The following is a 23,952-nucleotide window of genomic DNA, read 5'->3' on the forward strand; positions in this document are numbered from 1 at the left end:
CGGCCTACCCGGACCGGTGGTGAACGTACATCGATTGGATGCCGACCCGGCCGGGCCCGGTCATCTCGGCCAGATACATCCGGCCGAACAAGCCGACCTTGATGTTCTGCGGTACCGCCTGCATCTGCACGGACGCGTCCTTGTAGAGGAATCCGCCCGGCTCGACCAGGATCTTCTCGCCCGGACGCAGATTCCGTTCGAAGACGTTGCCGTACCCGTGCAGCATCAGCAGCCCCGGATAGCCCTGGGTGATGAAGCGGTCCATGTACATTCCGTTGCCGCCGTGCAGGATATTGGCCAGTCCCTTGATCCGCACGAACGAATAGTTGATGCTGCCCGAGGCGAGCAGGAACGCGTGCTCGCGCACATCGAGTTCCATCCCCGGATGCATCGGCAGCACCACCAGCTCGCCGGGCGAATCCCGGGAGAACGCGATCCGGCCCGGCCCCTGCGACACGGTGATGACGTGCGGCATTCCGGCCAGCGAACGTTTCACCCCGCCACCGGTATTGAGCGCGAAGATCGGGACGGTCTCGTCCTTCCAGAGCATCACGTGATGCTCGTAGTAGACCTGATCGCCCGGCCCGAGCGCGATCTCGGCTACCGGGACCAGCTCACCCTCGACCTGACACACGCTGCCGCCGAACCGGAATTCGGTCATATCGCGCAGTCGCGGCGCCTCCCGCCAGCCCGAATCGCTGACCTTGTTCGCCTCGTCCAGCGGCGCACCGCAACTGGGGCAGGTATGCCCCGTGCCGGGCGGTGTCTGCACCCCGCACCAGTCGCACTGCAGCTTGTCCACAGCCGAATCCTCCCCGTGCGCAACCGGTCCGCGACCGTTCGTCGAAACGAGTAGAAGGTAGCACCCGGCCGGGGATCATTCGAGTGCGTTATTCCGAATTCGGATCCCGTTCCGGCAGCGGCCGCTCGACGACGACCGGACGTCCCAGCGGATTGCGCACCCGGCGCTTGGCGGCCTGATAGACCAGGATCGTCTCGGCCGCGACCACATCCCAGGCGAAGTCGGCGGTCAGCCGCTCCCGCGCGGCGAAGGCGCGATCCTGCGCGGCCCGCGGATCATCCAGCACCGCGCACGCGGCCTCGACCAGGCCGGATACATCGGCGGGTGCGAACGAAGCACCCGTGACGCCGTCCACCACCAGCTCACCGAGCCCGCCCGCGGTCGAGGTGACCAGCGGTATCCCCGCCGCGGCGGCCTCGAGCGCGACGATGCCGAAAGGTTCGTAGCGGCTGGGCAATACGACCGCGTCGGCGCCGTGCAGCCAGCCCAGCAACTCCTCGTGGTCGAGACGGCCGACGAAATTGACCGCCCGCGCCACCCGGTGCACCCGGGCACGCTCGCGCAGCCATTCGAACTGGGTGCCCACACCGGCGACGGTCAGCGTCGTCCCGGGATGTGCGCGCCTGATCCGAGGTAGCGCCGCGATCGCGTCCTGCACGCCCTTCTCGTATTCCAGCCGCCCGACGTACAACAGCCGCGGCGGACCCGAGCGCGGCAGCCGGGCGCGAAAAGGCCAGGCCCCCACGTCGATTCCGTTGCGGATCACCCGCAGCGGCACCCGCTCGGGGTGATAGAGCCGCTCCACCTCGTCCTGCATCGAGGCCGAACACGTGATGAGCGCGTCGGATTCGTTGGCCAGCCACCACTCCACCGAGTGCACCTGCCGGTTGACCCGGCCCGACACCCAGCCGCTGTGCCGCCCGGCCTCGGTGGCGTGAATGGTGGAAACCAGTGGTACGTCGAAGTATTCGGCCAGTGCGATGGCCGGATGCGCGACCAGCCAGTCGTGCGCGTGCACCACATCGGGCGTCCAGCCCTCGGCGATGCCCGGCTTGCTCAGCGCCACGCCCGCGCGCACCATCGCGTGCCCCATCGCGAGGGTCCAGGCGAGCATGTCCTCGCCGAAGTCGAACGCGGGGGGATCCTCCGCGACCGCGACGACCAGCACCCGGTCCTCGATATAGGTGTGCGTGGGGTGGGTGGAGGCGTCGGTGCCCATCGGACGGCGGGCCAGCACGACGACCTCGTGCCCGGCGGCGGCCAATTCGGTGGCCAGGTGATGGACGTGCCGCCCCAGGCCGCCGACCACGACCGGTGGGTATTCCCACGACACCATCAAGATCTTCATGCTGGTCCTCTGTGTTGGGTGTGATCGCCCGCCGAGGGGACCACCGGCGCCGCGGGGCCCAGCCGCCGCGCGTCCAACGCGGGAAAGAGTCCGTCGGCCGCGTACCATCCTGCCGCCAGATCCCGTGCCTTGGCCAGTTGTCCGGCCAGGGCAGCCGCGGCGATCTCCCGCACCGCGTGCGAATGCCGGTGCGCGCGATCGCGGGCATATCCGGCGGCGGAATCCTTGCTGACCATGAACGCCCAGTCGCTCGACACCGCCAGCACGACCTCGCGCAGCAGCTGATCGGCGATCGGATCGCGCAATTGCGCACCGCCCGCCTCGGCGCGCAGCTTGTCCAGCGTGTCCAGGGTGAAACGGACGATCTCGGCGTTCAGCTCGACCAGATCGCGCACCTGGTCCCCGGCCCAGACCCGCCAATCCTTGCCCGAACCCCAGGACGAGTCCGCGAGCTGAACCGGCTCTCCCACGTACCCCTTCGCGCGGGCGCCGGCCAGCGTGCCGACCTCGACCCCGGCCTCGGGCAGTGCGCGCAGCACTTGTTCGAGCCACTGCGGACCCTCGTGCCACCAGTGCCCGAACAGTTCGGTGTCGAACGCGGCCACCACCAGCGCCGGCCGCCCGATCCGGGCGGATTCGGCGATCAGGCGCTCGCGCACGGTCGTCACGAAGTCGGCCACGTCGCGGCGCACCGCCGCGGCCGCGAGTTCCGGATCGTAGGGGGCCTTGTCCGGGCCCTCGACCTGCTTGCCGGTGACCCGCGCGGGTTTGAGTCCGGTGGCGTGGTCGTAATGGTGGAAGTCGCGGTAGGCGCCGTGCCCGGGATATCCCGATTTCGGCGACCACACCCGATAACTCACCTGCAGGTCCCGGCCGAATGCCAGGACGTCCGAATCGCGCACCGGCCGCCCCAGGGTGGTGTCACCGCGCAAGGCGGGACCGTCCACCATGAAGTGCGTCACGCCCGCGGCGGCGTATTCCGCTTCCATTCCCGGGGTGAAACCGCATTCGGGAGCCCAGATACCCGCGGGAGTGTGGCCCCAGCGGTGCCGGGCGTCGGCCAGTCCTTCGGCGAGTTCGAAGGTGCGCAGCCGCCGATCCAGCAGCGGCTGGAACGGGTGGGCCAGCGGCCCGCCGAGCAGTTCGATCGCGCCGGCATCGATCAGCTCCCGCCACACCGGCGAACCGCCGTGCCGCCAGCGCTGTTCGAAATCGGCCAGCGCGGCCGCGGCCAGGCCGTGCTCGTGGCGCCCGAGCGCGACGTTCCCGGCCATCGCGGCCTCGTCGGCGCGCAACTGCCAGTTGCCGAGCCAGTGGTGCATACCGGCCAGCGCGTGCGGATCGTCCAGCTGGGCGGCGAGCACCGGCGTGATACCCAGGCTCAGCAGATTCGAACGGCCTTCGGCGGCAAGGTTTCTCAATACCCGCGCCACGGGAAGATAGGACGCGGCCCAGGACTGGTAGAGCCACTCCTCCCCCACCGGCCAGCGCCCGTGATGGGCCAGCCACGGCAGATGCGAGTGCAGCACCAGGGTGAACTGTCCCGGCACGGACCGTGCCTGCGCGCCGGATGCGCCGGTCACGGCTTCACCGCGATCGCGACCAGGTCCAGGCTCGCGTCGATGCGCGGATCCCACACTCCGCCAACGCCTTCCGGCCCGGCGCCCGCCGGGGCGATGTCCATTGCGAAATCCTCGCTGCGAACCGCGGCGACGTCGGCGGCCAGGTCGGCGGGCCAGGGCTGCCCGGCCAGGGCGCGCTCGATCTGCGCGTCGATGATCGATCCGCCCCATTTATCGTCCAGCGTGACGATTTCCGGCCCATGGTGCACGCCGGTCATCACCTCGACGCGAAAACCCGCCGCCACCAACAGTTCCGCCATCTCCGCGGCGTTCAGCTCGCGGGTGTGGAAGGGGTTCAGCGGCGTATCGCGGCCGGGCGAGAAGGTGATCCGGTTCGGCGTGCTGATCAGCAGCTCACCGCCGGGACGCAACACCCGCAGACATTCGCGCAGGAACTGCGCCTGATCCCAGAGATGTTCGATCACCTGGAAATTCACCACGACGTCGACCGAATCGTCGTCCAGCGGCAACTCGGCCAGATTCCCCTGGATCATCTCCACCCGGGGGTACGCCGCGCGCACGTGCTCGACCGCGCTCGCGTCGTAGTCCAGGCCGATCACCCTGGCGGCGACATCGGCGATCACGTTCGCGCCGTAGCCCTCCCCGGACCCGGCCTCGAGCACGGTGCGGCCGGCGCAGCGCGAAAGCAGTCGCAGGTAGGCGATCTCGTGCCGGCGGAACCAGTAGTTCTCCTCCGGGATACCCGGCACGGTCCGCTCACCGGTCAGCGGTAACGGGTCCACCGCGCTGGCTTCCGCAGCAGAGAAAACGGCCTCACTCATCCGACAGACGTTAGCGGTCGCCTGTATCACACCGACGCGCGGAGGTGGCGATGGAGAACATCACACCGTAAGTTACCCATGAGTAACTTAACGTAGGGTAATCTCCCGAAACGAGCTACTTCCGTGGACGTACGGCCCTCGTGCGACCCCACTTTCACGTGTCCACCAGAACAGGAGGTCGACGAAGACCAATGCCGAACATCGTCGTACTGATCAAGCAGGTTCCCGACACCTGGTCCGAGCGCAAGCTGACCGATGGCGACTACACCCTCGACCGCGAGGCCGCCGACGCCATCCTGGACGAGATCAACGAGCGGGCCGTCGAAGAGGCCCTGCTGATCAAGGAAGCGCAGGGCGGCGAGGTGACGGTCCTGGCCATGGGCCCCGAGCGTGCCACCGAGGCCATCCGCAAGGCGCTGTCCATGGGCGCCGACAAGGCGATCCACGTCAAGGACGACGCGATCCACGGCTCCGATGCCGTGCAGACCGCGTACGTGCTGGCCGCCGCGCTGGGCCAGGTCGAGGGTGTGGAACTGGTCATCGCCGGTAACGAGGCCACCGACGGCCGCAGCGGCGCGGTGCCCGCGATCATCGCCGAATACATCGGCATCCCCCAGCTGACGCACCTGCGCAAGCTGACCGTCGACGGCGACAAGATCACCGGCGAGCGCGAGACCGACGAGGGCGTGTTCAAACTCGAGGCGAACCTGCCCGCCATCGTCTCGGTCACCGAGAAGATCAACGAGCCGCGTTTCCCCTCCTTCAAGGGCATCATGGCCGCGAAGAAGAAGGAAGTGCAGACCTTCACCCTGGCCGACCTCGGCGTGGATCCGGCCACCGTCGGCGTCGCCAACGCGGGTTCCGCGGTCTCCGGAGTCACCCCCAAGCCGCCGCGCACGGCGGGCGAGAAGATCGTCGACGAGGGTGAGGGCGGCAACCAGATCTCCGCCTACCTGGTCGGTCAGAAGATCATCTGACGCTGCGCCCTCTGCGGCATGAGCGGGGGCCTGCGTGGTGACGCTTCGCTACCGCCTCCGGCCCTGACCGCTCATGCCGACCCCGAGCAACCCCCAGGAGAAGAGAACAATGGCAGAAGTACTCGTGCTCGTGGAGCACGCCGAAGGCGCGGTCAAGAAGGTCAGCGCCGAACTCCTCACCGCCGCCCGCGCACTGGGCACCCCGGCCGCGGTCGTGCTGGGCCCGGCCGGAACCGGTGACAAACTCGCCGACGCGCTCGCCGCGGCCGGTGCGGAGAAGATCTACGTCGCCGAATCCGATGACGCCGACGGCTTCCTGGTCACCCCGAAGGTCGACGTGCTGGCCGGGCTGAGCGAATCGGCCGCGCCGGCCGCGATCCTGGTCGCCGCCTCCGCCGAGGGCAAGGAGGTGTCGGGTCGCCTGGCCGCCCGCATCGGCTCCGGTCTGCTGGTCGACGTCATCGACGTCAAGTCCGACGGCACCGTCGTGCACTCCATCTTCGGTGGCGCGTTCACCGTGGACGCCAAGGCCACCGGCGACGTGCCGGTGATCTCGGTGCGCCCGGGCGCGGTCGAGGCCGTCCCGCAGGCCGGCGCCGGCGAGAAGGTGTCCGTCGAGGTTCCCGCGCAGGAAGAGGGCGTCACCAAGGTGACCTCCCGCGAGCCCGTGGTCGGCGGCGACCGTCCGGAGCTCACCGAGGCCACCATCGTGGTCTCCGGTGGCCGCGGCGTCGGCAGCGAGGACAACTTCCACAAGGTCGTCGAGCCGCTGGCCGATGCGCTCGGCGCCGCGGTGGGCGCGTCCCGCGCCGCGGTCGACTCCGGCTACTACCCGGGTCAGTTCCAGGTCGGCCAGACCGGTAAGACGGTCTCCCCGCAGCTGTACGTCGCGCTGGGCATCTCCGGTGCGATCCAGCACCGCGCGGGCATGCAGACCTCGAAGACCATCGTCGCGGTCAACAAGGACGAGGAAGCCCCGATCTTCGAGATCAGCGATTACGGCATCGTGGGCGACCTGTTCAACGTCGCTCCGCAGCTGACCGAAGCGGTCAAGTCGCACAAGGGCTAGTCAGCTCGAACTGCACTACAGTGGCCCCGGCTGGAAACAGCCGGGGCCACTGTTGTTTTCGATCACAAGAGTTTGTAACGGTTCGGTCGCTGTCATCCTGAATTACTGCTAATGTTGGCCGTCGTCGGGTTACAGGAGCGGTTGGGTCCTGATCCGGCGGTGCCGTCGCGAGATCGCCTGTCCCGGCGGCATTTCGAGCTTTCGAAGGGTAGGTTTTCGCCTGCCCTGTTCGGAGAAGTTGACAGGCATGAATCCGGTCGCGGGCAAGACGCGGCCGACGAGCTGAGGAAGGCGAGGCGGCCGGGCACCCGGCAAGAGGAAACCTGATGAATCAATCTACTGCCGTGACGATTTCGTGGATCCTCGCCGTGGTGCTCCTCCTGGCCGTCTGCGCGGCGGTCTACGCGGTCTACTATGCGGCTCAGCAGCGCGCACGCGCCGAGACCGCCGCCCGCGAGGTCACCTCGCGCGAGGACGCGCTCGAGTATTTCGTCACCACGACGATGCCCTTCGCGGTCGAGTCCACGCGACATTCGGACAGCCAGGTGGAACTGCCCACCGGCAACGAGCGCTTCCCCCGGCTGCTGCGCGGCCTGGCCGAGCGCTACATCTCCGATCTGCACATGGTGCAGGCCGAGACCCGCGACCGGACCCGCCACGAGGCGGAATTCGAAGCGCAACAAGCTATTTCGCAAGCCGAGAGCGCCAGCCGGGCCGAGATCGAGGCCGCCCGCGCGGAGGCCGACAAGGTCCGCAACGACGTGCAGGCCGGGGCCCACGAGGCCACCAGTGCCGCGGTGCGCTCGTTCGGCACGTCGGTGGTGAGCCTGGGCGCCGACGTCGGCCAGGTGGTCAGCGACGCGCTGCGCCGCCACCGCGGTGACGAGGTCTACGAGACGCTCTCCCGGATCGACCACAACGTCCAGCAGATGATCCGTCAGGCGCAGTCCTACGTCATCGTCTGTGGTGGTCTGCCCGGACGCCGCTGGCCGCAGCAGTCGCTGACCGACATCGTCGGCGGCGCCATCGGCCGCGTGCGCGACTACACCCGCGTCCGGCCCGGACAGCTCGACCGGGTCGTGATCAGCCGCGCGGTCGAGCCGCTGGTGCACACCCTGGCGACGTTGCTGGACAACGCGTTGCGCTACTCCCCACCGACCTCCTTCGTGGATGTCAGTTTCCAGGAAGGCCACCACGGCGTCACCGTCATCATCGATGACGCCGGTGTGCGGATGAACGCCGAGCAGATGGAGGAGGCGCGGCAGATCCTGGCCGGAGAACGCGCCGTGGACATCCACCAGCTCGGCCCCGCCCCGCGAGTCGGCCTGCCCGGTATCGCCGCCCTGGCCCGACGCTACGGCTTCAGCGTCTACGTCGATGGCCCCAACGCGTACGGGGGTATGCGCGCCATGGTATTCGTTCCCGAAACCCTGCTGACCGAGCGCAAGACCACCGAGCAGTCCGCCGCTGATCCGGCGGTGCCGGCGGTATCCGCACCCGCGCCCGTGGAACCTGTTGCGGTGCAACCGAACCCGCCGATACCCGCGCCCGCCCCGATCCGGGAGCCGGAGCCGGTGTCGATCCAGGAGCCGGAACCAGTCACCACCTCGACCGTGCACGAGATCACCCCGGGCGGACTGCCGCGCCGCCGCCGCCGGACCGTTTCGGTCTCCAGCGTGGCGCGACTGGCCAGCGCCGAGGACGGCACTGTCTCCGAAACCACCGCGCTGCCCCGCCCCGAGATCGCGACCGCGTGGCACAGCGGTTCCCAGAGCGGCCGCGCCGCATTCGACGAACACAGCGAAGGGATGACATCCTGATGGGCACACCCGGTACAGCCGTCACCGACGGCAACAAACTGGCCTGGATGCTCGACGATCTCCACGTTCCCGGCGTTCGCTTCGCCGTCCTGCTCTCCGAAGACGGTCTGCGGATCGCCCATGTCGGCGACATCGGCCTCGACGACGCCGAACGCTTCGCCGCCGCTTCCTCCGGGCTGCGTTCACTGGGCAAGGCCCTGGGCGAGTTCTGCGGTACCGCGAACGCGGTGCGGCAGAACATGACCGAGTACGACGACGGGATGATCTTCATCACCGCGGCCGGCGAGGGTGCGCTCATCGGCGTGTCGACCACCAGCGAGGTCGATGTCAGCATGGTCGCCCACCGGATGAACGAACTCGCCGGTCGAGTCGGCCGGGAGCTCGGTAGCCTTCCGCGCCAGCACTAGCGGCCGGTGACATGAGTAACCACCGGCGCGACCCGGATCTGGTGCGTTCGTATGTCCGTACAGGCGGTCGTCTACGTCCCAGTCGTGAACTCGACCTGGTGACCCTCGTTGTGGCAGCTCAGGATCCAGCACCGGGCACGAGCCCGGATGCGCTGCGGGTCCTGGGGGTGTGCAGTCGGCGCCGCGTGCTCTCGCTCGCCGAGATCGCCGCCTACCTCGATCTGCCACCTTCGGTGGTCAAGATCCTCGCATCCGACCTGCTGGACAGCGGCCACCTGGCCACACCGGCCCCGGCGAAATCCGTGCCGGAGCTTGCTTTGCTCGAGGAGGTACTCAATGGGCTCCGCGCTCTCGCCGTCTGAGTCTGCGGTTCCCGACCGCACCGTCGACTATGTGCCCGAGACCGTGACCCGGTCGGTGAAGTTACTGGTCGCCGGTAACTTCGGTGTCGGCAAGACCACGTTCGTGGGCAGCGTGTCCGAGATCCGGCCGCTGCGCACCGAGGAGACCATCACCGAGGCCAGTGTCGGCATCGACGATATGGCCGGTTTGCCAGGTAAGGTGACCACCACCGTGGCAATGGATTTCGGCCGCATCACGCTGAATCCCCAACTGGCGCTGTATCTGTTCGGCACGCCGGGGCAGCGACGGTTCATCCCGTTGTGGGAGGAGCTGTCCCGCGGCGCGCTGGGCGCGCTGGTCCTGGTCGACACCCGGCGAATCGACAAGGCCGACGAGGTACTCGCGGTGCTCGAGGAGCGCGGCGTTCCGTATTCGGTGGCGGTCAACGAATTCGAGGGGTCGCAGCGTTATCCGCTCAGCGAGATCCGCGATGCCCTGGACCTCGAGCCCAACACCCCGCTGACCGCCCTGGACGCTCGCGACCGCGGCACTTGCCTGCGTTCGCTGATCACCCTGGTCGAACATCTCTTCCACCGGGTCGAGACCCGAGGCTGAGATCCGCGGCTCAGGAGCTGTGTAGTGCGGCCAGCAGTGTCACCAGAATCGGTGAGGGCCGCACATCACTGCGCACGACCGAGGACACCGGCACCCGCAGCGGGCGGCCGGCCAGATTCAGTCGCGCGATTCCCTCGACCGCGGTGTTCGCGTACAGGATGGTCCAGGCGTCGGGCCGGTTGATCAACTCCATCGTGGCCGTGTGGTCCGGCGGGATGGGCGGCCCGAAGGTCGGCCGGATCGGCAGGTCGGCGAATGCGGCGCGGATCACATTGTGCAGCAGCACCTGTTCCTGTTCCGGCGGCAGCAACAACGGGTAGTTCCCCAACTGGGTGAGCGTGACGTCCTCGCGTCCGGCGAGCGGGTGAGAGGTCGAGGCCGCCAGTACGAGGTCCTCGACCCACAGTTGTTCGACCGTCAGACCGGGCTGATCGACGCTGCCCCGGATGAGAGCAAGATCACAATCGCCATCCGCTACCGCACTGATGCGCTGCCGGAAGGGCTTTATGACGAACTCGATCTCGGCCCCCGGATGCGCATCGCGCGCCCCGGCGATCGCGGAGAGCGATCTTGTTGCGAATGACATATTGGCGGCCAGGCGAATTCGTGGCCCCGAGGCCCGCACAGCAGCGCGAATGGCCGATTCGAGGCTCAGCATCTGTTTCGCAAGCGGAAGTAGCCGAGCGGTTGCGTCGGTCGGAACGACCGATCGCGTGGAGCGTTCGAAGAGCTGTACACCAAGATCGTGTTCGAGTCTGGCGATCTGGTGACTGATAGCCGATTGCGATATAAAGCACCGCGATGCCGCCCGACTGAAGCTGAGTTCCTCGCAGACGGCGACGAAGTACGAGAGTTGCCGTAATTCCATCACGGTCTCCATTCATGAAAGATCAAGATAAGAGTCATCTGAATTATGCGCCCTGACCCGTGGAACAGTCCCCTTCCGGATCGCGTTTACTAATGACAGAAGGAGGCTGTCATGCAAAACGTGGATGCGGGTATCGAAGCCGCGGATGTCGTCATCGTCGGATCGGGCTTCGGCGGGCTCGCCGCCGCGAAGCAGTTGAGCAAGTCGGGGGTTGATTACGTCCTCATCTCGAGCACCCCGGAGCATCTGTTCCAGCCGCTGCTGTATCAGGTAGCGACGGGTGTGCTCCCGGCCACAGACATCGCCCCGCCGATCGCGCAGGTGCTGCGTCGGCACAAGGGTGCGGATGTGCGGCTGGGTAAGGTCGTCGAGGTCGACGCCGACGCGGCGGTGCTCACCTACGAGACCGAGCAGGGCGCGCGCAAGATCCGGTACGGCTCGCTGATCGCGGCCACCGGAGCCAACCAATCTTATTTCGGCCGTGACGATTTCGCCGAGAAGACCTATTCGCTCAAGACCATCGACGACGCCAAGCGGCTGCGTGCTCAGATCGAGCGCGTCTTCGCCGAGGCCGCGGGAGCCGATCAGCAGACTCGTGAGCGGCTGCTGAGCTTCGTGGTCGTCGGCGCCGGGCCGACCGGCGTCGAGGTCGCGGGCCAGCTCAAGGAACTCGCGAAAAGGCATTACCACCAGGAGATTTCGGTCGCTCTCGTGGAGGGCGCCGGTGCCGTGCTGCCCCCGTTCGGCGGCAGCCTGTCGGAATACGCGCGGGAGTCGTTGAGCCGCAACGGCGTCGAGGTGCTGCTCGACACGTTCGTCACCGATATCGAGGACGGCAAGGTCACGGTCAAGACCAAGGACGGCGTCGAGCGTGGTATCGCCGCCGAGACCGTGGTGTGGTCGGCGGGTGTGGCGGCCGGTGGATTCGCCGGACTGCTCGCCGAGGCCACCGGCTGCGAGACCGACCGCGCAGGGCGCCTGCTGATCAATCAGGACTGCACGGTCGGCGGCCACGCCGACATCTACGCGATCGGCGATATGACGTCGCTGAACGGCTACCCCGGCCAGTCGCCCACGGCGATGCAGGAAGGCCGCCACGTCGCGGACATCATCCGCCGCAAGAAGCAGCCGGGCACGCCCTTCGTCTACTGGGACAAGGGATCCATGGCGGTGATCAGCCGGTTCAGCGCGGTCACCAAGGTCAGCGACAAGCTGAAGTTCACCGGCGTCATCGCGTGGACCGCCTGGCTCGCGGTGCACCTGTTCTACCTCGTCGGATTCCGCAACCGATTCATCGCGGTCGCGTCCTGGCTGGTGGCCTTCATCGGCACCGGCCGTCCGGGGTTCGCCGAGACCGAGAAGGTCCCCGCGGCTCCCGCCGCCGAACAACGACGAGCGGCGTAGCCGCACCCCACAGGCCCTCCGGGAACGACCGGAGGGCCCTGTCGTGCGCGGCGGACTCTCACGCAGCGCGTTCCACCTCCGCATCGGTCGTCGCCATCTCGAACAGCTCGTCGGCGAGTACGTCGGGCCCGACCCGCTCGACCTCGTTCGGCTCGACCGAGGCGAAATGCCCGGAGTCGTACAACCGCTGCGCCGCGCTCGTCTCGATGAGCCTGCCGATCTGCAGACTACCCACGCGCACCCCTGCCTGGGACACCTGCTGAGCCACCGAACGCAGGTAATTGAGTAGCCCGGACTGCGGAATGCCGACACTGGCCAACGCCGGCTGCGGGTCGCGCACGGAACTGCCCTGTGCGACGAGTACCGCGCCCGATCCACGCCGCACCATCTCCGGCAACAGGGCGTGCAGGATGCGGACGGGTGTGGTCAGATTCAGCGGCAGCCAGGATCGCAGGGTGTCCGCGTCGAGGGCGAGCGCATCCACCGGGAGGCGTTCCACCCCGCCCGGGGAGTAGAGCACCACGTCCGGAATGCCATGGCGGGCGAGTAGATCGGCCAGTGCGGTATCGACCTGAGTGTCGTCGGCGAGATCTGCCAGCAGGACATCGGCGGCGATGCCGTCGACGGCCAGCCTCTGCCGCAGCGAGTCGAGTGTGCCGCCGTTGCGCGCGATCAACGTCACCGAATACCCGGCGAGACCGAAGCGGCGCGCGGCGGACAGACCGAGCGCGGGGCCTGCGCCGAACACAGCCAGATGAGACATGACGAACTCCTGTTCCTGAAGTTGAGAAGGTACTCAAGTTGAGCACCTTCTCAACTTAGCGCGAAAGTCGAGAGGGCGCTCGAGTTGTTAGGCTGAAATCATGGTGGACGCGGCCGGACGAGGGAGTATCGCGAGCGCCGAGACGCGACCGCGCCGCCGGGACGCTCGCGACAACCGGGACAAGGTCGTCACGGCGGCCCGGAGGCGGTTCGCCACCGATGGGCTCGACGCCTCGCTCAACGCGATCGCCCGCGACGCCGGTGTCAGCATCGGCACGCTCTACAACCACTTCCCGACCCGGGAGGAGTTGATCGGCGAAGCGCTGCTCGAGCAGGTGCGGGAGTCGGTGCGCAGCGCCGAGGCCGCACTGGCGGCCGCCGATCCGTGGACAGGTCTGGTCGAACATCTGACCACGCTGGCCGCATGGCAGGCCCACGACCGCGGCTTCACCGATATCTGCGTGCGGTCGCTACCGCCCGAGAGCCCCATCGAAATCGCGAAACATCAGGGCCACAAGCTGTTTCAGCAACTGATCACGCGGGGTCGCGAATCCGGCGCGCTGCGTTCGGATGTCGACGTCACCGATATCGGACTGATGTTGTGGTCGGCCGTGCGGGCGACCGAGGCAGTACGCGAGCAGGCTCCCGATGCCTGGCGGCGGCACCTCGGCATCCTGTTGGACGGTCTGCGCAGTGCGGCCGCACATCCGCTGCCGGGGCCGCCGCTGGACCATGAAACCCTGCGCACGGCAATGCGTTCGGGTGACTGAGCGACTCAGGCGCGGCGCAGTGATACCACCGGAATCGTCCGGATGCCCTTGGTCTTCTCCGCGTATTCGGCGAACCCCGGATAACGGCGGGCCTGTTCGGCGTAGATCCGGTCCCGATCCGCGCCGGTGACCTCGCGCACGATGACCGGATAGGTCTCGGTGCCGCGCTCGATCTGCGCGGACCCTGCCGTGGTGAGGTTGTAGTACCAATCCGGATTGGTCGGCGCGCCGGCCTTGGACGCGAAAACGTAGACGAGATCCGGGTCGTGCTCATCGGCCAGATACATCATCGGAGTCACCGACTCCCGCCCGCTCTTGCGGCCACGATGATGGAGCAACAAAATCGGCGCTCCCTCGAACGGCCCACCGACACGGCCCTCGTTGGCGCGGAACTCTGCGATGGTCTTCGCATTCCAGTCGTCCATGGGACCATCCTCGCCGATATCCCGCCTCGCGAGCCGATATCGGATCGGCGCGGCGGCGATCCGACCGGTCGGAGCGAGCTACATACCGTTGACCTCGACGATCGGCGCCGGATACACGTCGTGCGGGACATCGGACCGCCACGGCGTATGCACCGACGCGCCGGGGAGATGCGCCAGTTCGGGAAGCCAGCGGCGCACGTACTCACCATCCGGATCGTGACGTTCGGCCTGGCGCAGCGGGTTCAGCACGCGGTTGGGACGGGTGTCGGTACCCGTGCCGGCCGCCCACTGCCAGTTGAGCTGGTTGTTGGCCACGTCGCCGTCGGTCAGCCAGCGCTGGAAATGCGCCGCACCGATGCGCCAATCGATACGCAGGGTCTTGGTCAGGAAGGCGGCCACGATCAGGCGGGCCCGGCCCGGCATCCATCCCTCGGCCAGCAGTTGCCGCATCGCGGCGTCGATCACCGGATATCCGGTGCGGCCCGTACGCCAGGCCTCGGCGGCGTCCGGATCGTCGCGCCATTCCACCGGCCCGCGCCGATAGTCGGTCCACCCGGCTTCCGGCCGGTCGGCCAGCAGTTGATGGTGGAAATCGCGCCAGGCCAGCTGCCGGACGAAGGCGTGGCCGCCGGGCGTCGAGGAATCGACCCGATGCACCAGCTCGGTCGGAGAGATACAGCCGAAATGCAGGTACGGCGACAGACGCGACGTCGCGTCGGCCGCGAGATCGTCACTCATCGAATCGTATTTCCGGACCGGCCCGGCGAGCCACTGCTTCATCAGTTTGCGGCCACTGGTCTCACCGCCCGCGATCATCTGCGGCGACCCCGGTTCGTCGCACAGCTGATCGAACCGGGGCAGGGCCGCGCCCCGGTACGACGGCACCACGAATCGTCGCGGCGGTGCGAGCGGGCGGCGCACGGGAGTCTGCATCCAGCGCCGGAAATACGGCGCGAAAACAGCGAAATGGTTGCGGCCGGTGGCGGGCGTCGGGTCGCCGGGTGTGGCTACCGTCAGCGAGTCGTCATGGGTGTACAGCAGGCAGTCGCGGTGCGCGAGCCGCTCGCGCAGCCGCCGCTCACGCACGCCGCTGTACCAGCTCACATCAGCGGCGATGTGCAGGCTTTCGGCGTGCGTGCGCGCGACCACGCGATCCACCTCCTCCAGAACGTCTCCGCGCCGGATCACCAGTCGACCGTCCAATGCGCGTAGTTCGTCGTCGAGCTCGCTCAGGGCGGTCAGCAGGAAGCGGATCCGGTTGGGCGCCACCGGTTCCCGCGCGATGATCCGATCGTCCAGCACGAACAGCGGGACCACCGCGGCGCCCTCGCGACAGGCCGCGCGCAACGTCGGGTTGTCGTGCACGCGCAGATCGCGGGTGAACAGGGCGATCGTGACGGTCATCGAACTCCACCTCCACGGCAGATACGATCAGCGAGCGGGAAAACCTTTGTCACACTGGGCCTTTCGTCAGGCGGCGCACAGCGGAGCGATGGTGCCCAGCCCGCCCGTGGTGGGTGAGGTCAGATAGGTGCAGCTGTTCTCACCCGCCGCCGCGATGGCCGTACGGACCGCGGCCCAGTGCGCCGGGTCGAGCGCCGGCGTGCGCGAGAGTACGAAGCCGGATATGCGCGCGGGATCGGTCACCAGCGCCCAGTCGTAGTCACCGCCCAGCGCGGTCACGACGTAGTTGGTCGGTCCGTCGCGGCGGTCCTGAGTCGGCACCCCCGGAAAGCTCACGTGCAGTTGGGCTTTGGTAGCCGGGTCGGTCACGGCCGCGGTGCCGTCGATCTGGTTCGCGCTGCCGTTCCAGGTGGTGCAACTGTTGTGCACCGATACGTCGCCGCGGGGGTCGAGGCCGTACACGGCTCGCGTATCACGGGCACAGACGAGATTGAAGTATTGCGGCACGGCAGCCAGTTGATACCAGGTGCCCAGATATCGCCCCAGTTCGAGGTGCGGAACCGGCGCGGGAGGGGCCGCGGATGCCATCGGACCGGCGACCGCGAGGGTCGCCGCGGCAACGCCGAGCGTGGCGGCCGACCGGCCGAGCCACCGGGGTCGATCGATGATCACACCGTCCTCCTTCGATTCGACTGGATACCTCACTGTAGCAAGCTTTCGATGCAAATTCGATGCGTTCTCTCGACAGATTTCGGGCAATCGTGGCTCAGCCGCGGATATCACCTGCACGAAAGGGTTTTGAACGACGCATAAACGATGCGTCTGTCGACATCCGCTCGCGGGTTCGGATGCGGCCGGGGCTGTACCGAACTACCGGATCGGCGGGCCGCCCGTGGCGGAATCAGGCATGGGTGTGGGTATCGAGGGTGCGTCCGAGGATGTGGCGGAGCGCGAATTCCAGTTCGGGGGTGCGGAATCGGTGTCCGGCATCCAGCAATCGCACCGGCCGCACGCGCTGGCTGGCGGCGGCGAGTTCGCGGGCGCCCTCGGCGCCCAGAAGCAGCGCCGGGCCGAATTCGGGGACCGGGAGCAGGGCGGGGCGATGCAGCACGCGGGCCAGGGTGCGGGCGTATTCGGCGTTGGTGACCGGGTGCGGCGCAACGGCGTTGACCGGGCCGGCCAGGTCCGTATCCCACAGTGCCCGGTGGTAGATGTCGACCAGGTCATCGATTCCGATCCAGGACAACCATTGGCGGCCGTCACCGATGCGTCCTCCGAGCCCGGCCGCGAACAGCGGGCGCTGCAGACGCAGCACGCCGCCGCGGGGCGACTGGACGATCCCGGTGCGCACGGTTACCACGCGAATGCGATCCGCGGCCACCGAGGCAGCGGACTCCCAGCGTGTGACCAGATCCGCGAGAAAGCCCGTACCGGTCGAACTGCTCTCACTCAGCTCCTGCGAGCCTCGGTCGGCGCCGTACAGACCGATCGCGGACGCGCTGACGAAGGTGCGCACCCCGGACCGCGCGGCCACGTCGGCAAGCCGTCTGGTGGGCTCGATCCGGCTGTCGGCGATGGTGCGCTTGTGCGCGTCGGTGAACCGGCCCGCGATGGAGGCTCCGGCCAGATGCACCACCGCGTCCACCCCCTCCAACAGCGTCGGATCCGGATCGGACGGGTCCCATCTGCGCTCGCCGAGTCCGGACGGTGCACGGCGAACCAGCCGGATCACGGTATGGCCACCCGTACTCAGCATTGCGGTGAGCGCGGATCCGACCAGGCCACGCGCACCGGTGACCGCGATGACCGACGGCGGCAGGCCGCGCTCGGCCGCACGCCGGTGGGCCGCCAGATCGTCGGACAGCTGGCGGGAGCGGTAGGCGAACATCGCTCGCAGGACGAACTCCGGCACCGGAGAATCGACGCGGTCCACCACTCGGGTCAGGTCCGTGTCCAAGACCTCGAATTCATGGGTGTGCCGCCAGGGCAGCAATCCCACGGGCAGTGTGGTGAGCCCGTCTGTCACCAACTCGTCGACGAACCGGTGCGGCGGATCGTAATCGCGTGCACGATGCTGGGCCACCCAGGACAGTCCGCCCGGCAGGCCCAGAATCGCACGTCCGTCGGCCAGGGATCGCGCCTCCGACCGCACGCCCACCGGTTGCCATGGCGGGGCGAGCCGAGTGAACGCCCCGGGACGTTCGAACCAGGCGAATACCTCGTGACGAGGCGCGGCGACGACACTCGACCATTCGATGCCCACGAACAGAGGGTAACCATGTTCGAGCAAATCCCTGGCTCATTCACCCGACCGGCTCCCACCGACGGCAATTCGTTCCAACACGCGACGTGCCGATCCCGTGACGAGAGCCCCCGGGCCCTGCTCGTACCGGGTGCAGCAGCGGATCACTCCGAATGCCGAACCTGACTTCGCGCCGGTCCGAAGCTGAGCCGAGCGACACCGGGGATGCGCGAGGACGCTCGGCACTCAGGCGCGGTCCTCGCGGAACGGAATGCGGACCGCCTCGACGGCGGTGCGTACCTGGTCGCAGTCGGTGTCGGTGAAGCCGCCGGACTTCTCCAGGACGGTGTCGCGGCAAGCCGTGAGCAAGGTGTCCGCCAGGGCCGGATAGTCGGCGCTGGGGTACAACTCGGTCTGCACCGCCCAGTACAGGGCGGCGGCCTTCTTCAGGCCGATTCCCCGGATCTTCCGGCCGCCGAAGGCGCCACCGTCCGTGATCAGGAAGGCCAGTTTGTTACCGACACCGCTATTGATGTGCACCCCGCCCAGATCCGGCACCCGGTTGCGATCGGAATACGTGGCCGGAGCCCAGCCCGGTCCGCGATAGGTCTCGGGCTGCGGATTTGCCACGGTGGCAGGAGATTTCATGTCCCGGACGACCCCAACCTGCGTACCGTTGCCGATCTTCCAGCGATCCACGTCGGAATGCGCTGTGCGCGTGGCCAATTCGGTGAACTCGCCGAATACGTCGGAGAGTGATTCGTTGATCGCCCCCGACTCGTTGACGTAGTCCAGATCGCTTGTCTTCTCCGTGACACCGTGGGTCAGCTCATGGGCGACGACGTCCAGCCCGAGCACCGCGGTGCCCATCACGAACCCTTCGGCATCGGACCAGAAGGCGTTCGCGTACGGGCACGTATCCGGGCAGACCCGGACCTGGGCGCGCAGCGCCCTACCCCGTCCGTCGTGCGTATCGATGCCGATCAGATCGGTGAGACTGCCCAGATCGGTGTAGTGCGCGTAGAACTTCTCGGTATCGCCGATCCAGTCGTAGACCTTGTTCGCATCCTCGTTTCCGCGCACGCGATCCTGCCCCTCGGCGCGCACGACCGGATACGACCCGTCGGCGCCGCACGGAATGCCGAGCTGCGCCGGCGCGCCGTGGAAATTCGCATCGCACACCACGCGGGCCAGATTCGCGCCGGTCCGCCACGCGTCCAGGACCGTGCCGGACGGATCGGCCGCGATGAATATCCGCCATCCCGCACCGGCCGCCGTGACCTCGAAACGATATGCGGGTACCGCGGTCTTGTCCGGACCGCTGCCGGTCAGCTCCGGATCGAACCAGGCCGCGGATCCGGTCCGCACCCGCACCGCGGGCACCGGGACGTGCGCGAGTTCGGCGACGGTGGCGAGCGCACGCTCCCGGGCGCTCGGCGGCGGAGTCGTCCGCGCCGCCGGGAAACCGCCCGAGGCGCGTTCGGCCAGTGCGCCGCTCGCCGAGAGCAACGCGCCGTCCGACCGCAGGGCAAGCGCGACGGCCGCGCCGTACACGGGCACCGCGTCGATCGACTGCGTGAGCCGCACAGTGCTACCGCCGCCCCGACGAGAAACCTTCTGCACCAACAGTTTTCCCGACGCGGCCGCACCGAAGAGCTGCCCGACGGCACTCGTGTGCGCGAGGGCCGCCTCTGCGGCACCGCCGGCCGCGCCCAGTCGCGGAACGGGACTGTCCGGGACGACCTGACGCACCGATCCGGCCGCATCGCGGTGAATCCGCTTCGGTGCCACCACGAGTGCGGGCGGGCCGGGCGGTTGAGCCGACGCCGGGCCCACCGCCGAAACGGATGCGAGTACCACCGCGCACAGGACGGCGATCGAAATCCTCATGAATCCCCCTACGGTTCGATGACAACGCCGAAACTCGGCGCGCATCGAGCGAACCCGAAAGGTTCGGCACCGACCTGCCGAGAGATGGCGTCTTACGACAAATTCGTTCTTCTGCAATCCATTTCGATTGCGGTCCCCCGAGACGAATTCTCCCGGTATTCACATGGCCGGCCCCGTGGACCGTGTGCGGTCCGTGCCGCTACAACTTGGCGTAGATCTTCTGCACCGTGGCCCAGGTGCGGGTGGTGACCTCCTTGCCGAAGGTCTTGTCCAGCCACACCATATGATTCGGCGTACCCGGCGTGCTGTTGTCCATCACCGTCAGCAGCGCCCGCACCTTCGCGTCGTACCCGCGGAGCTTCACCTGTGCGGCCAGATCCGCGGGCGGTTCGGCGCCGAGACCGGGATTGTCCGCATTCTTCAGGAAGGTGACCATCAGATAGGTCTCCCGCGAATGCGTCATACCCGCGAACGGATCGGATTCGATCAGCGCCTGAATCTCCGCGCGCGTGCGAATCAGTGTGCCGCCGCCGATTCCCAGTTCACTGGACAATCCGCGCTGAATCGTCGATTCCAGTGCGGCGCAATCGGTCTCCTCGGCGCTGAACACGAGATTGCCGCTGCCGAGCACCGACCCGACCGATTCGAACCCCAGCCCGGTGAATACGCCGCGCAATTTCTCGCCCCGCATGGCGGGATTGCTCGGAGTTATACCTCGCAGAAGAGCGGCGTATCGGTTCATGGCTCAGACGCTACCGCCCGCCACCGACAGATTCACCCCGCTGCGGCCCGCCTCGCTAGGACGCGCCGATACTCGAAGATTCCACCTGTGCAGCACTACCGTTCCGCGCCTTCTTGCGCTCGATATCGGCCAGCGCGGCCTGATGGGCAGCGCGCGCGTCGGCGGCCGCGTCCCAGGCTTCCTTGCGGTTCTTGACCACCTTGGCGGGCGCGCCGACCGCGATGCTGTAGTCCGGAACGTCGCCCTTGACCACGGCGTGCGCACCCAGGACACAGCCGCGGCCGACCCGGGTGCCGCGCAATACGGTGACCTTCGCCGCGATCCAGGTGTCCGGACCGATGCGCACCGGGCTCTTCACGATGCCCTGATCCTTGATCGGCATGGTGACGTCGTCCATCTTGTGGTCGAAGTCGCAGATGTAGCACCAGTCCGCCACCAGCGTGGACGCGCCGATCTCGATGTCCAGATAGGTGTTCACGACGTTGTCCTTGCCGAACACCACCTTGTCGCCGATGCGCAGCGAACCCTCGTGGCAGCGGATCGCGTTGCCGTCGCCGATGTGCACCCAGCGGCCGATCTCCATGCGTCCCAGCTCGGGCGTCGCGTGCACCTCGACCCGGCGTCCCAGGAAGACCATGCCGCGCAGCACGATGTGCGGGTTGGCCAGGCGGAATTTCAGCAGCCGGTAGTACCGCACCAGATACCAGGGCGTATACGCCCGATTGGCGAGCACCCAGCGCAGCGACGCCACGGTCAGGAAGCGCGCCTGTTCCGGATCCCGGCGGCGCGAACCCCGCCAACGCGAACGCAACGGTGCGCCCCACATGCTCGTCACGAAGTGCTCCTCGCAGCCATCGGGCGATCCTGTCGTCCCGCGGTGTCGTCGTCGAGCTACCAGGGTACTTTCGGTCGCGATCGGCCGATCCCCTACCCTGGCCGTCCGCGGAAATCCAGCCGAACCGGACCCACTGCGTGAGGCGGCACACCGCCCGCTCGCCGGGGCGGTTAGTCTCGTGCAAGCCCGTACGAGCAGATGGGAGACAAGGTCAGGTGCGTACCAGCATCCGGCGACCCGCGCACGATCTCCGTACCATTGTGCGCCGCCCGGCATTCCGTGCCGCCGCGGCCCTCGGTGCGGTCGGCGTGCTGACCCTGAGCGGCTGCGGGGGAACGACGCTCGACGACATCACGGTGGGCCCCGGCCACGGCTGGCCCTCGTCCTTCCACGACGGGCGCAACAGCGGTACGACGTCGGTCACCGGATCGCGGCATCTGACGCTGAGCTGGTCGAGGCCGATCGGCGGGCCGGCGCTCACGCCCACGACGGTCGGGCCGGACGGGCAACTGTTCGTCACCACCGGTATCGACAACGCCTGCGTCGGCGCTCCCGGCCCCGTCGGCGCGCTGTTCTCGTTCCAGATGCCCACGGGCCGTAAACGTTTCTGCAATCCGCTGGGCGTGGACGCGATCCACTCCGTCACGGCGGTGGACGAGTTGGCCAACGTCTACGTGGGCGACGACGGCGCGATGAATTCGATCAACTCGCTCGGTGAGCCGCGCTGGCGCACCCCGGTGGCCGGTGTTCCGGTCTCGGTGCAGTTCACCGGTGACAGCCGGGTGCTGTCGGTCACCCAATCCGGCCAGGTCGACGTGCTGAACCGGCAGACCGGCGATCGCATGGTCCCGTCGTTCCAGCTGCTGGGCGAACCGGATCTGCTCGCCCATCCGGACCTGCCGCGCCCGGCCGACGGCGACGGCCTCGACGACTGCGGCTCGGGCGGGCCGCAATGTCCGGTGGCCAACGTCTCTGCCATCGACCCGAACTCCGAGCGCTTCTACGTGACCGTGTGGCAGCGCGGATCCGCGAACGCCTCACTCGTGGCACTTCGCTACGCGGACAAGAGGATTCAGCAGGACTGGAGCGCCGACATCCTGACCGGCGGCAGCGCCACCAGCCCGACGCTCTCCCCGGACGGCAAGACCGTCTACGTCGGCGACAACAGCGGTCGCCTGATCGCCGTCGACACCGCGAACGGGCACACCAAATGGGTGCAGCCGCTGGGCTTCGCGCCGCGCGGCGCGGTCTCGGACAACGACGGCCTGCTGATACCGGGCGGCGACGACGGGCATCTGCTGGCCCTGCGCGACGACGGCGACAAGGTCCGGATCGCTTGGGAGCGCAAGGATCTGCAGTTGCGCGGCCGTCCCGCGCAGACCGCCGGCGACACCGGATACGTGGTGTCCCCGATCGGCGACGCGCTGAACCTGGTCACCTTCGACACCCGCACCGGCACCACCGTCGCCTCGGCCGTGCTGCCCGGCGCTCAGGGCACCACCACCGGCACCTCGGTCGGGCAGAAGGGCGAGGTCGTGGTGACCGCACGGGTCGGGCAGATATACGTTTTCAAACCCGAGACGTAGCGAATCGCCGGCCGGGGCGAATTCACCTGTGCCCCAGTCCTCTTCGGAACGAGCTCAGCGGGCGGGAGGCGTCCGGCAGAGGAATACCGCCGGAGTGCGGCCGATTCGGGTGACGACCAGCGTCAACGGGACGGACCCGCGCGGCTTCAATCGAGCGCGCAGGGCGTCGGGGTCCAGATCGACTCCGCGCACGAGGATCTCCAGCGCGCCGCAGTCCCGGCGGCGCAGCTCGGCGCGCAGTGTCTTCTCGCGCAGATCCAGCCGATCCAGGATGCGCAGCCCCCGCACCCCTTCGGGCACGCGGTCGCCGGTGAGGTAGGCGATCCGTGGATCCAGTTGCCACAGGCCGTTTTCGGCGGCGTAGTGGCGGACCAGACCGGCGCGCACCACCGCGCCGTCCGGATCGACGATCCACTCCCCCGGCGGTCGTTCCGGCAGTTCGTCGGGGGCGCTGTCGGTGAGCGTCCAGGAGCCGCCGTCCGAGCGCAGGACCGTCGCGCGGCGGCGGACGCCGGGCTCGGCCAGTCCGGGCGACCACAGGCACGCCTCGCGCACCGCGCCGTCGAGTGAGACCACCTCGGCCTCGTACTCGGCGAACTGATCGAAATCCAGTCCGGGAGCGCATTTCACGGCGATATCGCGGCCGCGGTAGGCATCGAGCAGATCCGGCAGCGGTGGCCGCAGTTGCGCCGGATCGTGCGTGCGGCGGCCGTCCGCGCGACGGGCCGGATCGGCGATCAGCACGGTCCCGGCACTGCACGGTACGAGCGCATCGGCCTTGGCCAGCAGCACATTCGGAGCGGCGGCGAGATTGTGCGCGGCCATCGCGAGGCGCACGTCGTCCAGGTCGCTGCCGATCACCGCCGGGCAGACCTCGTGCAGCGCGGCGAGTTCCGCGCCGATCGAACAGGTCAGGTCGTGCACCGGGCGGCCGGCGAGCCGACCGGCCCGATGCCGCGCGACCACACCGGGCGTCGCCTGCTGCAAGGCCTCGTCGGTGAACAGCCAATCCTGCGCGCCGGCCAGTTTCGCCGTGGCGCGACGGCGCAGACGCACCGTTTCCACCAGCGCGGCGGCACGATCACCGTGGCCGCGCCGCACCCGCTCGAGATCGCCCAGCAGGCTCGATGTGCTCAGCGACAGTACGCCGACCTCGGCCAGGGCCGCCCGACCGGCGGCGCCCCCGAGATACTCGATGTCCGCATGGGAGAACCGGTACGCCACTAGCGCATCCCGCCCG

At 68.2% G+C, this 23,952-nt stretch carries 23 protein-coding genes; 9 read left to right on the forward strand and 14 right to left on the reverse strand.

What is annotated here, in order from left to right; all coding sequences use genetic code 11:
* Window positions 1–4: 4 nt before the first annotated feature.
* From AC5WS7_RS24385 to AC5WS7_RS24400, 4 genes are all read right to left on the reverse strand, one after another.
* A complete protein-coding gene (locus AC5WS7_RS24385) occupies window positions 5–802 on the reverse strand; it encodes an AIM24 family protein (RefSeq protein ID WP_495956890.1) in 798 nt (265 codons plus the stop codon).
* Between the two features lie 88 nt (window positions 803–890).
* Window positions 891–2,150: a glycosyltransferase family 4 protein gene (locus AC5WS7_RS24390; RefSeq protein WP_495956891.1), complete on the reverse strand. Its 1,260-nt coding sequence runs from the start codon at window positions 2,148–2,150 to the stop codon at window positions 891–893.
* Window positions 2,147–3,733, reverse strand: a complete 1,587-nt coding sequence (locus AC5WS7_RS24395; protein ID WP_495956892.1) for a 1,4-alpha-glucan branching protein domain-containing protein — start codon at window positions 3,731–3,733, stop codon at window positions 2,147–2,149. Before AC5WS7_RS24395 ends, AC5WS7_RS24390 begins: the two co-directional genes overlap by 4 nt.
* Entirely contained in the window at window positions 3,730–4,554 is an 825-nt protein-coding gene (locus tag AC5WS7_RS24400) for a class I SAM-dependent methyltransferase (RefSeq protein ID WP_495956893.1), read from the reverse strand. The genes AC5WS7_RS24395 and AC5WS7_RS24400 overlap by 4 nt, the downstream gene beginning before the upstream one ends.
* 191 nt (window positions 4,555–4,745) lie before the next feature.
* Between AC5WS7_RS24400 and AC5WS7_RS24405 the strand changes: the two genes are divergently transcribed.
* The 6 genes from AC5WS7_RS24405 to AC5WS7_RS24430 all read left to right on the forward strand — a co-directional run bounded on the left by AC5WS7_RS24405 (window position 4,746) and on the right by AC5WS7_RS24430 (window position 9,784).
* A complete protein-coding gene (locus AC5WS7_RS24405) occupies window positions 4,746–5,531 on the forward strand; it encodes an electron transfer flavoprotein subunit beta/FixA family protein (protein WP_067889177.1) in 786 nt (261 codons plus the stop codon).
* Window positions 5,532–5,640: 109 nt separating this feature from the next.
* A complete protein-coding gene (locus AC5WS7_RS24410; protein WP_495956894.1) occupies window positions 5,641–6,600 on the forward strand; it encodes an electron transfer flavoprotein subunit alpha/FixB family protein in 960 nt (319 codons plus the stop codon).
* Window positions 6,601–6,944: 344 nt separating this feature from the next.
* Window positions 6,945–8,420 carry an ATP-binding protein gene (locus AC5WS7_RS24415; protein ID WP_495956895.1) on the forward strand — a complete coding sequence of 492 codons (1,476 nt, stop codon included), beginning with the start codon at window positions 6,945–6,947 and terminating at the stop codon, window positions 8,418–8,420.
* The gene (locus AC5WS7_RS24420; protein WP_495956896.1) at window positions 8,420–8,827 is read left to right on the forward strand and encodes a roadblock/LC7 domain-containing protein; all 408 of its coding nucleotides are present in this window, start codon (window positions 8,420–8,422) and stop codon (window positions 8,825–8,827) included. The genes AC5WS7_RS24415 and AC5WS7_RS24420 overlap by 1 nt, the downstream gene beginning before the upstream one ends.
* 11 nt (window positions 8,828–8,838) lie before the next feature.
* The gene (locus tag AC5WS7_RS24425) at window positions 8,839–9,189 is read left to right on the forward strand and encodes a DUF742 domain-containing protein (RefSeq protein WP_495956897.1); all 351 of its coding nucleotides are present in this window, start codon (window positions 8,839–8,841) and stop codon (window positions 9,187–9,189) included.
* Window positions 9,164–9,784: a GTP-binding protein gene (locus AC5WS7_RS24430; protein WP_067889189.1), complete on the forward strand. Its 621-nt coding sequence runs from the start codon at window positions 9,164–9,166 to the stop codon at window positions 9,782–9,784. The genes AC5WS7_RS24425 and AC5WS7_RS24430 overlap by 26 nt, the downstream gene beginning before the upstream one ends.
* A gap of 10 nt (window positions 9,785–9,794) precedes the next feature.
* Here the strand turns inward: AC5WS7_RS24430 and AC5WS7_RS24435 are convergent, their stop codons facing one another.
* The gene (locus tag AC5WS7_RS24435) at window positions 9,795–10,652 is read right to left on the reverse strand and encodes a LysR family transcriptional regulator (protein WP_495957173.1); all 858 of its coding nucleotides are present in this window, start codon (window positions 10,650–10,652) and stop codon (window positions 9,795–9,797) included.
* Window positions 10,653–10,763: 111 nt separating this feature from the next.
* Between AC5WS7_RS24435 and AC5WS7_RS24440 the strand changes: the two genes are divergently transcribed.
* Window positions 10,764–12,056 carry an NAD(P)/FAD-dependent oxidoreductase gene (locus AC5WS7_RS24440; protein ID WP_495956898.1) on the forward strand — a complete coding sequence of 431 codons (1,293 nt, stop codon included), beginning with the start codon at window positions 10,764–10,766 and terminating at the stop codon, window positions 12,054–12,056.
* Between the two features lie 58 nt (window positions 12,057–12,114).
* Here AC5WS7_RS24440 and AC5WS7_RS24445 read toward each other — a convergent pair whose 3' ends face one another.
* The gene (locus AC5WS7_RS24445) at window positions 12,115–12,819 is read right to left on the reverse strand and encodes an SDR family NAD(P)-dependent oxidoreductase (RefSeq protein ID WP_495956899.1); all 705 of its coding nucleotides are present in this window, start codon (window positions 12,817–12,819) and stop codon (window positions 12,115–12,117) included.
* A gap of 100 nt (window positions 12,820–12,919) precedes the next feature.
* Here AC5WS7_RS24445 and AC5WS7_RS24450 point away from each other — a divergent pair, with 100 nt between their 5' ends.
* Window positions 12,920–13,588, forward strand: a complete 669-nt coding sequence (locus AC5WS7_RS24450) for a TetR/AcrR family transcriptional regulator (RefSeq protein WP_495956900.1) — start codon at window positions 12,920–12,922, stop codon at window positions 13,586–13,588.
* Between the two features lie 5 nt (window positions 13,589–13,593).
* Here the strand turns inward: AC5WS7_RS24450 and AC5WS7_RS24455 are convergent, their stop codons facing one another.
* The 7 genes from AC5WS7_RS24455 to AC5WS7_RS24485 form a co-directional block, all read right to left on the reverse strand.
* Window positions 13,594–14,013, reverse strand: coding sequence for a nitroreductase/quinone reductase family protein (locus tag AC5WS7_RS24455; protein ID WP_495956901.1), 420 nt, complete (start codon window positions 14,011–14,013; stop codon window positions 13,594–13,596).
* A gap of 78 nt (window positions 14,014–14,091) precedes the next feature.
* Entirely contained in the window at window positions 14,092–15,417 is a 1,326-nt protein-coding gene (locus tag AC5WS7_RS24460) for a cryptochrome/photolyase family protein (protein WP_495956902.1), read from the reverse strand.
* 66 nt (window positions 15,418–15,483) lie between these two features.
* The gene (locus AC5WS7_RS24465; protein ID WP_495957174.1) at window positions 15,484–16,083 is read right to left on the reverse strand and encodes a lipocalin family protein; all 600 of its coding nucleotides are present in this window, start codon (window positions 16,081–16,083) and stop codon (window positions 15,484–15,486) included.
* 235 nt (window positions 16,084–16,318) lie between these two features.
* Window positions 16,319–17,680, reverse strand: a complete 1,362-nt coding sequence (locus AC5WS7_RS24470) for a TIGR01777 family oxidoreductase (RefSeq protein ID WP_495956903.1) — start codon at window positions 17,678–17,680, stop codon at window positions 16,319–16,321.
* A gap of 225 nt (window positions 17,681–17,905) precedes the next feature.
* Window positions 17,906–19,549, reverse strand: a complete 1,644-nt coding sequence (locus AC5WS7_RS24475; RefSeq protein ID WP_495956904.1) for a M4 family metallopeptidase — start codon at window positions 19,547–19,549, stop codon at window positions 17,906–17,908.
* Between the two features lie 199 nt (window positions 19,550–19,748).
* Window positions 19,749–20,291 (reverse strand): DUF1697 domain-containing protein, encoded by a 543-nt coding sequence (locus tag AC5WS7_RS24480; protein WP_495956905.1) that lies wholly within the window; start codon window positions 20,289–20,291, stop codon window positions 19,749–19,751.
* 55 nt (window positions 20,292–20,346) lie between these two features.
* The gene (locus tag AC5WS7_RS24485) at window positions 20,347–21,117 is read right to left on the reverse strand and encodes an acyltransferase (protein ID WP_495957175.1); all 771 of its coding nucleotides are present in this window, start codon (window positions 21,115–21,117) and stop codon (window positions 20,347–20,349) included.
* Between the two features lie 224 nt (window positions 21,118–21,341).
* Between AC5WS7_RS24485 and AC5WS7_RS24490 the strand changes: the two genes are divergently transcribed.
* Window positions 21,342–22,712, forward strand: a complete 1,371-nt coding sequence (locus AC5WS7_RS24490; RefSeq protein ID WP_495956906.1) for an outer membrane protein assembly factor BamB family protein — start codon at window positions 21,342–21,344, stop codon at window positions 22,710–22,712.
* A 54-nt stretch (window positions 22,713–22,766) separates the two neighbouring features.
* On the opposite strand, the gene AC5WS7_RS24495 is transcribed toward AC5WS7_RS24490, so the two are convergent.
* Window positions 22,767–23,936, reverse strand: a complete 1,170-nt coding sequence (locus AC5WS7_RS24495; RefSeq protein ID WP_495956907.1) for a THUMP-like domain-containing protein — start codon at window positions 23,934–23,936, stop codon at window positions 22,767–22,769.
* Between the last annotated feature and the right edge of the window lie 16 nt (window positions 23,937–23,952).

It is taken from the genome of Nocardia sp. PLKS1-43, from assembly GCF_059510335.1.